Origin of the sequence: Dyadobacter sediminis, assembly GCF_005860765.1 — a bacterium.
GTDB lineage: Bacteria > Bacteroidota > Bacteroidia > Cytophagales > Spirosomataceae > Dyadobacter > Dyadobacter sediminis.
In genome coordinates this window covers 66561-78275 of the sequence record NZ_VCEI01000031.1, presented here as the reverse complement: position 1 = coordinate 78275, position 11715 = coordinate 66561, and the positions used below count along the sequence as shown (strand labels likewise).

The window sequence follows — 11715 nt, the reverse complement described above, 5'->3', positions numbered from 1 at the left end:
GCTACGATTCTATTTGATTCCGAAAGTTAAATATTTCGTAGAAATCGTAGCACTTAATATTTGAACAATTCAATAATAAGTTTTATAAATTATAATCTTTTATGATTCACCTGAATGTTCCAGGATTGTTTGGTAAAATGATAAAAGAACGGCTTCTTCCTGTTTCCAGTTGTAATGCATTTCGACTGCTTTCCGTCCGTTTCTGCCCATTACGGCACTTTTTTCGGGATTTTCGATCAGCCATAGCAGTTTCTGGTACAATATACCGGCATCATAAGGAGAAATACAAAACCCGCATTCCGATTGTTCCACCACACGCCTGTAAAGCGGGAAATCAGATGCAACAACGGGCAATTTCAAAGCCATATAATCAAACAATTTGGTTGTGTAGGAATCAGGGTAATCCGCAACCGGTTTCAGCAGTGCAATGCCGGCAAGCGCATTTTTTGCATAGGAAAGCAGCGTTTTCTGGTCTGTGTACCCGTAAAATATCAGATTCGGGCGAATCTCGGCATAACCCGGCAAACTTGCTGCTTCGTCCGGCTGAAAACGGACGGACCCGAACAGGTGCATTTTAAAATCCGGATACCGGCTTTTCAACTTTGACAATGCCGTAACCAGAACATCAAAGCACCTTTCCATGGAAATCACACCTGCGTAGAAAAATTCCGGTTTGTCATTTGCCGCAAATCTCCGGACACCGTATTCATTAATAAACGGAATGGAAGCATAATTATGAATTATGGCATGCGGAAATGCAAGATTATCGTACTCATCAAGATAAGCGTCTTCCGTAAAAACGCAGAAAAAGCTTTTTCGGGCAAGATGATCAAAAAGCCTGAAAATGGAGCGGAACAGTAAACCATTATTAAACTGCTTGATGCTGAATTTTTTATAAAGGTTTTCCTGCACTTCGTAAATAATCTTTGCTCCAAGCCATTTAAAAAGAAAAGCTGCGGGAATCAGTTCGGGAACAAAAATATGCACCAGATTCGGACGAATACGCAGGCATTTCCACAGCATAACCGGATGACAAAACAGGAGTCTGGACAGCAATTGCCGGAAACAGGGAAGATTAATGAATGCAATATTGCTTTCCTGCTGATCCGGATGTGCATTGGGCAATGCACAGAAAACTTCATAGTGCATGGCCAGTGAAGGCGCAATTTTGTACAAAATTCGCGGGTCTGTTGCCGGATGAACAGCGCTCAGAAGCAAAATCCGCTGCCTGTTCATAGTTCAGAAACAATCGAAATTCCGCTTGCAGTTCCGATGCGCGATGCGCCTGCGTCAATAAAAGCACGAGCTTGTGCATGCGTCAGTATTTCTCCTGCTGCTTTTATACGGACATGCGGCGGCAGTATCATTTTCAGCTTGCGAACGGTTTCTTCATCCGAATGATTTCCTGCCATTCCGGTGGCAGTCACCATGAAATCTGCGCCGGATTCGGCGCAGATTTCAGCAGCCGTGTACAATTCAAAAGAATCCAGAAAAGTCGTTTCCACGATGACTTTGAGCAAGGCATCTTTTTCATGCGTCCGTTCGGAAAGCATTCTTAATTCTTCACGCACGCTCAGATAAGCCATGGATTTGAAGCGGGAAATGTTCATGACAACATCCAGTTCCGTAGCTCCGTTCTGCAAAGCATCACTGGCTTCAGATACTTTTGACCTGGTTGTTGAATAGCCGAAAGGAAAACCGATTACCGTAGCAATTTCAATTTTTACGGGACAAAATTCCAGCATTTCAACGGCATAGGTTACATAAGACGGTGCCACACAAATGGCTTTGAACTGATGGATCCAGGCTTCTTCACAAATTTTGCGGATATCCGTTTCGCTTGCCGTCGGGCCAAGCAGCGTGTGATCTATAAAGTCAGAAATAGGGATCATGATTGTTTTTGCCGGATCTTTTGAAAAGTAAAAACCCCGCCGGTACGACAGGGTTCTATTGCAATTCGTCTGTAATCCTGAATTAAGCTTCGTTTTCTTCCTCCTTAACCGGTTCTGCGGCAGCTTCCGCAGCTGGCTCTGCTGCTGCTTCTTCGGTCTGCTGTACGGCAAAAAGCTCAGGCGTATATTTTGACAATAAATTATACCAGGTTATGATTTTTTTAATGTCGGAAACATAAACTTTGGATCTGTCGAATTCGGGAAGAACTTCATCCAGAAACTCGATCAGTTCTTTTTCAGAAGATGTTTTTACCGGCAAGGCGATTTCTTCGCCGTGTACTTCCCGGATTTTAAGAAAAACATCAGCCAGAGCAACGGATTCTTCTTCGCCATCTGTAAAGATCGAAACATCTTTTAACACCGAAACGCGAGCTGTCGGCCCGATCAGTGTTTTTTCACGTTTTTCATCCAGGCTTTCAACGATTACGCCTGCACGGCTTGGCTTCAGAATCCGGAACAAACCGCTTTTCCCTGAAACATTGGCAATTTCCTTCAACAAATCCATTCCGGTTGATTCTGCTTTTTCACTCATCCTTTCTTAACTATTAGATAGATCTTGATTTTGTGTCGAATGCTATGACTAAATTTTGCGCAAAATAACAGAAAGATTGGCCCTTAAACAACCTTACGGCTACTTTGTATTTTGAAACGACTGGTTATAAGTTTCTATTGTTTCCAGAATCGGATCCCTGCCCTCATTTTTTTCTGCCGAAGAAATGAACATCGGCGGCACTTCTTCCCATATTTCTTCCAGTTTTTGCCTGTATGCCTCCACATTGCTCGCAACCTGCCCGGATTTGAGCTTGTCCGCTTTGGTAAAAATAATATGGAACGGAATGCCCGCTTCGCCCAGATTCGCCATAAAATCCAGGTCTGCGGCCAGTGCGCTGTGACGGATATCAATCAGTACAAAGGTGCAGATCAGGTTTTCACGGTTATGAAGATAATCTCCGATCATCTTTTCCCATTTCTCGCGCTCCACTTTGCTGACCTTGGCATAGCCATAACCCGGCAGGTCGACGAGGTACCACGAATTATTGATCAGAAAATGATTGATAAGCTGCGTTTTTCCAGGCTGCTGCGAAGTTTTGGCCAGCGACTTTTTTTCCACAAGCATATTGATGAGCGACGATTTGCCCACATTGGACCTTCCGATGAAAGCATACTCGGGCAAATCAGGCGAAGGGCATTTCTGATAATCCGAATTGCTCATAACATATCTGGCATCCTGAACTTTCATAAATTTTTTACGTTATTGAGACTGTAAAGTTACTTTTTAAAAAATGTTTTACCGCAATATGCAAACAAGCGGATTCCAAGGCTTTGGATAAAATAAAACAAAAGGGTATTTTCGTTATTGACTAATCAGAACCGAATCAAACCAGATAAATTATGCAAGGGTTAAAAAAAACAGCTTTTCTTCTAATGTGTCTTGCCCTGACTTTCTCAGCTGTAAAGGCGGATGACAAAAACAGTAGTAACAAGGCGGAAGAAAAAGGAATCCAGTTTACAGAAGCAACTTGGGCGTCCATTCTGAAAAGAGCCAAACAGGAGAAAAAAGTAATATTTTTTGATGCGTACACAACCTGGTGCGGACCTTGCAAGTTGCTTCAGAAAAACGTTTTTACCCGTCCTGATGTCGCAGAGGTTTTCAATAAAAACTTCATCAATGTAAAGTTTGATATGGAAAGCGGCGAAGGTCCGGCGCTTGCCAATAAATATCTGCTGGAAGGTTACCCGACATTGTTCTTTATTGATCCGGACGGAAAAATCGTAAAGCAGGTTATCGGTTATCAGAAGCCGGAAACGCTGATTAAAATTGCAAAATCCATCAAGAAAGTACCGGGCGCGGTTTAATGGAAAGCTGTTAGCGGTTAGCTTTTAGCGACTGGCTTTTAGCGTTAATTTTGATTGATGATCTTTACTGATTGTAATACAATACTAGATTTTTAAACAGAAATGCCCTGAATTTCAATGTTCAGGGCATTTTCATTTATAAGCGTACAATCGAATTGTTACTCAAAATAGTTTGGAACGCGGTGGCCGCTGCTTTCCAGAAGCCGGTCTTTTTTAAACAGCATAACGTCCGCTGCAACCATATCGCTCACAAGTGCTTTCAGGTCGTACTTCGGTTTCCAGCCCAGTTTGGTCATTGATTTTGTGGGATCGCCGATTAAAAGCTCCACTTCTGTGGGGCGGAAGTAGCGCGGATCTACTGCAACGACTTCTCTGCCTGCTTCAATCTGAAAGTCAGGATTGTTGCAGCGTACAACTTTGGCGACTTCGTCCACGCCTTCTCCTGTAAATTCAATTTCAATATTAACTTCTGCAAATGCCATTTTTACAAAATCCCGGATGCGGGTTGTAATGCCGGTTGCAATTACAAAGTCTTCGGGTTCGTCCTGCTGAAGAATAAGCCACATAGCTTCTACAAAATCCTTGGCATGTCCCCAGTCGCGTTGCGCGTCCAAGTTTCCGAGATAAACCTTATCCTGAAGGCCCAGTGCAATCCGGGCAACGGCGCGGGTAATTTTTCTGGTTACAAAGGTTTCACCCCGCAACGGTGATTCGTGATTGAACAGAATCCCGTTTACCGCAAACATATCGTAAGCTTCGCGGTAATTTACCGTAATCCAGTAACCATACAGTTTGGCAACGGCATAAGGCGAGCGCGGATAAAACGGTGTGCGTTCGGATTGCGGCACTTCCTGAACAAGTCCGTAAAGTTCGGATGTGGAAGCCTGATAAATGCGTGTTTTCTTGGTCAGTCCCAGAAGCCGGACCGCTTCCAGAATACGAAGCGTCCCGATTCCGTCCACGTTGGCTGTATATTCCGGTTCTTCAAAACTGACCTGAACATGTGACATGGCACCCAGATTGTAAATCTCGTCGGGCTGTACTTCCTGAACAATGCGTATAATATTGGTTGAATCGCTCAAATCACCGTAATGCAGATGGAAGCGGACGTTCTTCTCATGCGGATCTTCGTAAATGTGATCAATGCGCTGCGTGTTGAAGAGTGAACTCCGGCGCTTGATACCGTGTACTTCGTATCCTTTGTCCAGCAGAAGTTCTGCCAGATAAGAACCGTCCTGTCCGGTAATTCCGGTAATTAGGGCTTTTTTCATGATGATCAGTATGTATGTGTGGATAAATGGTATCCGGTTGATTGAGCGCGCAATTTAGTCAAGTGCCGCAAATCTCAGTTGTTTTCAAGCGATGTATTTAGCAGAAGGCTGCGCTTTATTTCTACCCGGTCTGCAAGGATAACGGCAGAAGAATACTGTTCCCGTATGAGTTCCAAGTATTGTTCTGCATCGCTTCGGTACATGAAATCCCCGACTTTCACGCGGTAAGTCGGCTGAGTGTAGGTTACATACGGAAACATATCAGGAAACGTCTGATAAATATAGGATTTGGCTTCATCTGCCTCCTGCCGCACATTTCCTACATAAATCTGGATTCTGAAGCCGTTGATATAACGTATCGATTTGTTCTGCTTTGCCAGCGTATCCAGTACGGTTTCCAGCTTTTTGTTCACATATAACGGTTTGTCGGCGCTTGCACCGGAAGCCGGCTTTGAAGGAACCGGAGTGGTTGCATCCGGTTTCTTTTCCGTTGCAGGTTCCGCCAATTTCGGGCGGGGCCGCACCGTTGCAAGATCTTCCCGGTACTCTGCGGAAGATGTACTGACAACCGTTTTTTTACTACATCCTGAAAGAATGATAATTCCAATATGGAAAGTCCAGAAAAGTTTGTTTTTCAGCAACATACCTATCATTATTACAAATGAGCTTACAAACTTAGTTAAAAATGGATGAATCACCATACTGCGCAATTTTCAATGTAATACCTAACTTTGCCCGACTTATCCGTATTTTCTATGCAAATCCAGACCAACTTTTCACTTCGTCACTTTAATACTTTCGGGCTGGAATCCACTGCACGGTATTTTGCAGAAGTGAGGTCCGTTGATGAATTAACTGAAATCCTGCTGGATCCCGTATGGCAGCAGACGCCAAAATTTATCCTGAGCGGCGGAAGCAATGTCCTGTTCACAAAAGATATGGATGCGCTTGTCATTCATCCGGATATCAGGGGAATTGAAAAAATAAAGGAAGACGATGCAAATATCTGGCTGCGGCTGGGCGGCGGCGTAAACTGGCATGTTTTCGTCATGTACTGCGTTGAAAAAAATTACGGCGGTGTTGAAAACCTTTCGCTCATTCCCGGTACCGTCGGCGCGGCCCCGATGCAGAACATAGGCGCTTACGGTGTTGAAGTTAAAGATGTGATTGTCTCCGTTGAAGCGGTTGCAGTAAATGACGGCACATTAAGGGTTTTTTCAAAAGAGGAATGTCGGTTTGGTTACCGGGAAAGTATCTTCAAAAAGGAGCTGAAAGATCAGTACATTATTACAAATGTAACTTTCAAGCTCAGTAAAAATCCTGTTCTTAACATTGCATACGGAGATATTCAGAAAACATTACAGGAACTGAATGTAACTGAAGCAACCATAAAAGACGTAAGCAACGCCGTCATCCACATTCGCCGTAGCAAACTTCCCGATCCTGCGCAAATCGGGAATGCGGGCAGTTTCTTTAAAAATCCGGAAATTGCCGAAACGCAGTTTTCAGCACTTAAAAACCGTTATCCCGAAATGCCGGGATATCCTGTCAACGACCGTATGGTAAAAGTTCCTGCCGGATGGCTGATCGAAAAAGCAGGCTGGAAAGGTTACCGTGAAGGTTCCATCGGCGTACATGAAAGGCAGGCTTTGGTGCTGGTCAATTACGGCGGCGGCAACGGAAATGATATCAAAAGGCTTTCAGAAAAAATACAGGATTCTGTGGAGGAAAAATTCGGAATCCGACTGAGCGCCGAAGTAAATTTTGTTTAAACAAACACCATGGTTTCCAGAAAATTATACACATCGCTATTTGTTACAGTTTTGTTCCTGATCATCTTTTTACTGAAAGATCGTTTTACCGTAGCATTATATCAGGACGAATTTCATTACTTGCCGACTGCAGTACTTTTCAGTCATGAAATTCTGCCTTCCATTGATCTTCTGAAAAGTTATAATGAATTGAATACGCCGGTTCCGTTCATACTTGGCGGCTGGATTGTACATGCTTTTGGGGGAAATATCCAGTATTTAAGGCTGCTTACTTTTACGACAAGCTTTCTGCTGCTGATGCTGTTTATCTGGAACAGCCCCGATCGTTCAAAAAGGTTCTGGCTTTGCCTTGCGGGCTTGATGGCTTTTCCCAACTATTACCTCTGCAGCGTTTATTATTACACGGATATTTTTGCGCTGTTTTTTGTACTTGCAGGCATTATTGCCTACCTGAAACGCATGCACTTGGGCGGCCTTTTGCTGTTTGTTGCGGCAGTAAGCTGCCGTCAGTATATGCTTGCATTTCCGGCTGCCATCGTAGCTTATGAATTCTGCAATGTCTTCAGAAGTTCATCGAATGTAAGAGACTTCACAAACCGGCTGCTCATGGAGAAAGTCTGGATCTATTACGCCATTGCGGTTTTAAGCATCATACCGTGGTTTTTACTCTGGAAAGGCCCGGCACCGGCCGAAGTAATGGCGCAGCAGCATTACGATTCCGACAAGCTTGTAAAATACAACTTCGGCTATGTCATGTACGCATGTGTCTGTCTGGCCGTTTATTACGTTATACCGGAAGTTATTTTGACAGGGAAAATAAAGTACTTTGCAAGTTACCCGCGCAGGCATCCTCGTCTTTTTGTATTATTATTGTTATTTACTGTCGTTATCGTAGTGATTTTTCCGGCAAAGCAGGCACATAATCCGTATTTCACCTGGCCATATCTGGGTTACATTGACCAGTTTATGATGACAATCGGGATTTCAGGCCTGATCAAACAGCTGTGTTTCGGATTGCTGATGCTGCTGACATTGATGCGGTTTATTTCACCGGAATTCAATCTTGCGGGGTGGATGATGGTTCTGAACACGTTGCTGCTTGGCAAAGCGCAGCTTTCGTGGGACAAATATTCCCTGCCGGTAATTATGGCTTTATGGTTTCTGACGATGTTCGATGCGCATTGGTCTTTATCTGAAAAAGAAGCGGTTACAAAGCCGGTGACAATAAAATAATTTATACAGAAGTCGAGTTATTGATTTTAAAACAGGATCTGATAAAAGTAGGTCCAGGCATTTATAAACAGTACTGAATGAAATGAATTTTACCAGAACAAAGGTTGTAGTATTTTTTATCCTGCTTGTCACATATGCGGATCATACTTTTGCGCAGCGTGCCTATTCGGTGATTTTTGACCGTCTTCCAAGAGATTTTCAGTTATATGCACGTGATGACAGCAGCTATGCGGAAGTACCGATTTCGGGTATGATCGAAATCCCGGGCTGGGATTATATTTCCGTGGTTACTTACAGAAACAAAGAGCGGTTTGCGTATACAAAAGATTCTTTGCGCTACAACGGTAAAACGACGACTACTTTTGAATTGCTGCCGGTCATCAAAGCTGAAATGGCCGATTATGATTTCGAAGTGTATGCCCGAAACGGGAAAGATTCCATGCAGCTCATCAAACGGACGGATATTGTTGCAGGTGATTTCTTTGTTGTAAGCGGACAATCCAATGGCGCAGCGACGGTTTTTGGTGACTGGTCAAACAAGTATTGCCGTACCATTGCCAGAGTTCCGGACGGAAGCCCGGCCATTACGCCTGCAGATACACTCTGGATTCAATCTGGCTGGTCGTGGACGTATGTCGGCGCATGGGAAATTCAGCTCCAGAGAATGATTCTGGAAGAAGAAGGCATTCCGACTTGTATAATCAACGGATGTTTGCCCGGAAAAAAGATCAGTGAATTTCTGCAGAGAGACAATGCCAATCCTGCCAATCAGAATACACTTTACGGCTCACTTCTTTATCGCGTGAACGTTGCCAAGCCAAGCCGCATCCGTGCATTTGTATGGATGCACGGTGAACAGGAAGTATTCGAGTACATTCCCAATTATGCCACACAGTACGATCAGCTTTATAAATATTGGGATAAGGATTATCCTGCAGTGGAAAAGTTTCTCGTGATGCAGAGTAACGTGATCGTTCTGAATCATGAAAATACAACGCCGGTAGGAGGGCAGATCAGAGACTTTCTGCGGCGCACAAAATACATTTACCCCAAAACAGATCATTTTACGCCCATTGGCGTTCCGGGATATGACGGCGTTCATTACAGCAAGGCAGGATATGAAGAAATTGGACGCAGGCTCTTTGCTTTTTTAAGACCTTCGCTTTACTATTCCACAGATACGAGCAACGTTAGCTGTCCGGATATCATTAATGCTAGGTTTACAAAAGAAAGCAGGAATGAAATCATACTGACTTTTGATGAAGGCCAGGAACTGAAATGGGCCGCGGATACCGTCATTACAGGCCAGAATGGCCAGCCGTTGACACTAAGCCTGAAAGACTTTTTTTATCTGGACCGAGATGAAACCCAGCAGCAGATACTTTCCGGAAGAGTAGAAGGCAATGAAGTTATACTTACGCTGAAAGAATCGTCCAACGCTACTAAAATCAGCTATCTCCCGAATTTTTTCCCTAAAAACCTGCCGGAACCCGGCGGTCTTAAAATCGGATTTTTAAGTGGTCCGTTCCTGCGGAACAAAAGAGGACTTGGCGCATTTTCATTTTACGATGTAGCCATTGATTCACCGCCCGTACTTGGTGTGGAACCAAATAAAAAAGAGCTTTTCTGGCAGGTTTATCCAAATCCTGCAAGCAATCTTTTAACCGTCAATTTCGAGCAGCCGGCTACCGGACAGCTTAATATTTACAATATCAAAGGTCAGCGTTATTATGCTTCGAGATTGAAAGCAGAAAAGAACTTTGCGCTCAATATTGCCATGTGGCCGGCCGGAACCTATATTCTTGAACTGCAAAATTCAGCGGGTGAGGTAATTACACAAAAAATCGTCAAACAATAACCTGTTTATTGTCTGACGATTTTCAAAGATGATGAAAGGATCTAGCTTCCCAGCCCGTAGCGTACAATGCAGTACAATGCGCGGAAACCGTCTTTCCAGTTGATTTTTTTACCTTCTTCGTACGTTCTTCCATAATAGGAAACGCCTACTTCGTAAATCCTGATTTTGGGAACTTTGGATATCTTGGCAGTTACTTCCGGCTCAAATCCGAACCTTTTTTCCAGTAATACAATGTTTTTAAGTAAATCCGCCCGGAACAGTTTGTAGCAGGTTTCCATATCCGTAAGATTCAGATTTGTGAACATGTTACTCAAAGTCGTTAGGAACTTGTTTCCGATCGTATGCCAGAAAAACAGGATCCTGTGCGGACGTCCGCCCATAAAACGCGAACCGTAAACCACGTCTGCATAACCTTCAATAACCGGCTTCAAAAGAATGTTGAATTCCTGCGGGTCATACTCAAGGTCGGCATCCTGCACAATAATATAATCTCCGCTTGCTTTTCGAATCCCGGTATGTAATGCCGCCCCTTTTCCCTGATTAAACTCATGCCTGAAATAGCTCACTTCCAGCTGAGGGTTTTCCTGAATAAACCTTTTGGCCACGCCTTCGGTATTGTCGGCGGAGCAATCATTTACAATCACAATCTCCTTTCTGAATCCACCGATCAGCTCAACGGATTTAAGCTTTTCCAATACTTTCCAAATAGTCTTTTCTTCATTGTAAGCTGGAACTATAACAGATAATTTCATCAGGAATAAACAGGACGGTTATGAATTAAGTATTTCTACAAAAATAACCGAAATAATTATTAATCAAAACATAAAGACGCCGCGCCTAAAAGTCCGGCATCATTTGCCAGTGTGGCGCGTTTTATCGTAATAGTCTGCAAATAATAAGGGGTAAGCCAGTATTTGAAGCGGTCATTGATTGCAGGCAGGATAAATTCGAACGAAGCTGAAATGCCGCCTCCGATCAGAATAGTGGTTATATCCAAAATACGGATCATGGAAACAAGACCTTCACCAAGCAAAAACCCCATTTCATAAAAGACCTGTCTGGCCAGTTCATCTCCGCCGGATGCAGCAGCAACAAGGCCGGTTGTGGAAATTGTACCATCGGCAGGAAGCTGTGTCTGCCCGGTGTAGTTGGCACGCATGGAGTTAGCCAGGTCAAGCAGTTCTTTCTTTCCGATATTTCTTTCCAGCACTTTCCCGTTTTTGGAAGGAACGTGTCCCGGTTCCATGGCATTTCCTCCGCCGCCTTTGAATACTTTTTTATCAATAATGGCCGCGCCGCCGATTCCGGTTCCGAGCGTTACGAAGATGTAATCTTCGGGCAGTTTGTCTTCTCCGAAATAATATTCTCCAAGTGCAGCGGCATTGGCGTCATTTTCAAGATAAAAATCATGGTTTGGAAACCTTGCTTTCAGATCTGGAACAATGGCGATTCCGTCAATTTCGGGAATTGCAGTAATTTCTATCAATGTAGTCCGGTCACGCGTTGTAAGTCCGGGAACACCGATGCCCACTCTTCTGACCTCAGGATATTCAACAAGCTGCAATGCAATGGCATCTCCCAACCGTTCTATAAAATGCCCTGAATTGCGCCAGCTGGCGGTATCGTGACTGTAAAAATTTGAAATTCTTCCATCTGTAGCGTCAACGATCCCCATTTTTACGTTAGTACCGCCCACGTCTATACCGAGGTATTGTTCCATGAAATGAAATATGGGTTTAATAAATAATTTTAAAAATGCGGCAATTTAGTAA

Annotated in this window: 12 protein-coding genes; 4 read left to right on the top strand and 8 right to left on the bottom strand. The window is 43.7% G+C overall.

The features are described 5' to 3' along the window. Window positions 1-99: 99 nt before the first annotated feature. The 4 genes from FEM55_RS23460 to yihA form a co-directional block, all read right to left on the bottom strand. On the bottom strand, window positions 100-1236 hold the full coding sequence (locus FEM55_RS23460; RefSeq protein ID WP_138283764.1) for a glycosyltransferase: 1137 nt from the start codon (window positions 1234-1236) through the stop codon (window positions 100-102). Beyond that, window positions 1233-1892, bottom strand: a complete 660-nt coding sequence (gene deoC / locus FEM55_RS23455) for a deoxyribose-phosphate aldolase (RefSeq protein WP_138283763.1) — start codon at window positions 1890-1892, stop codon at window positions 1233-1235. Before deoC ends, FEM55_RS23460 begins: the two co-directional genes overlap by 4 nt. Window positions 1893-1974: 82 nt before the next feature. Beyond that, a complete protein-coding gene (locus tag FEM55_RS23450; RefSeq protein WP_138283762.1) occupies window positions 1975-2484 on the bottom strand; it encodes a DUF5606 family protein in 510 nt (169 codons plus the stop codon). Between the two features lie 99 nt (window positions 2485-2583). Then, complete coding sequence (gene yihA / locus FEM55_RS23445; protein ID WP_138283761.1) at window positions 2584-3192, bottom strand: ribosome biogenesis GTP-binding protein YihA/YsxC; 609 nt, start codon at window positions 3190-3192, stop codon at window positions 2584-2586. Window positions 3193-3377: 185 nt separating this feature from the next. Between yihA and FEM55_RS23440 the strand changes: the two genes are divergently transcribed. Beyond that, complete coding sequence (locus FEM55_RS23440) at window positions 3378-3809, top strand: thioredoxin family protein (RefSeq protein WP_229209395.1); 432 nt, start codon at window positions 3378-3380, stop codon at window positions 3807-3809. A 158-nt stretch (window positions 3810-3967) separates the two neighbouring features. On the opposite strand, the gene gmd is transcribed toward FEM55_RS23440, so the two are convergent. Together gmd and FEM55_RS23430 are read right to left on the bottom strand one after the other, a co-directional pair. Next, complete coding sequence (gene gmd, locus FEM55_RS23435) at window positions 3968-5080, bottom strand: GDP-mannose 4,6-dehydratase (protein ID WP_138283759.1); 1113 nt, start codon at window positions 5078-5080, stop codon at window positions 3968-3970. Between the two features lie 74 nt (window positions 5081-5154). After that, on the bottom strand, window positions 5155-5724 hold the full coding sequence (locus FEM55_RS23430) for an SPOR domain-containing protein (RefSeq protein ID WP_229209394.1): 570 nt from the start codon (window positions 5722-5724) through the stop codon (window positions 5155-5157). A 111-nt stretch (window positions 5725-5835) separates the two neighbouring features. Between FEM55_RS23430 and murB the strand changes: the two genes are divergently transcribed. The 3 genes from murB (at window position 5836) to FEM55_RS23415 (ending at window position 9943) form a co-directional block, all read left to right on the top strand. Next, entirely contained in the window at window positions 5836-6852 is a 1017-nt protein-coding gene (gene murB / locus FEM55_RS23425) for a UDP-N-acetylmuramate dehydrogenase (protein WP_138283757.1), read from the top strand. 9 nt (window positions 6853-6861) lie between these two features. Beyond that, a complete protein-coding gene (locus tag FEM55_RS23420; protein WP_138283756.1) occupies window positions 6862-8085 on the top strand; it encodes a Dol-P-Glc:Glc(2)Man(9)GlcNAc(2)-PP-Dol alpha-1,2-glucosyltransferase in 1224 nt (407 codons plus the stop codon). An 82-nt stretch (window positions 8086-8167) separates the two neighbouring features. Then, window positions 8168-9943: a T9SS type A sorting domain-containing protein gene (locus FEM55_RS23415; RefSeq protein WP_138283755.1), complete on the top strand. Its 1776-nt coding sequence runs from the start codon at window positions 8168-8170 to the stop codon at window positions 9941-9943. Between the two features lie 41 nt (window positions 9944-9984). On the opposite strand, the gene FEM55_RS23410 is transcribed toward FEM55_RS23415, so the two are convergent. Both FEM55_RS23410 and FEM55_RS23405 read right to left on the bottom strand, forming a co-directional pair. After that, on the bottom strand, window positions 9985-10695 hold the full coding sequence (locus FEM55_RS23410; protein ID WP_138283754.1) for a glycosyltransferase family 2 protein: 711 nt from the start codon (window positions 10693-10695) through the stop codon (window positions 9985-9987). 59 nt (window positions 10696-10754) lie between these two features. Further along, window positions 10755-11663, bottom strand: a complete 909-nt coding sequence (locus FEM55_RS23405) for an ROK family protein (RefSeq protein ID WP_138283753.1) — start codon at window positions 11661-11663, stop codon at window positions 10755-10757. Window positions 11664-11715: the final 52 nt, after the last annotated feature.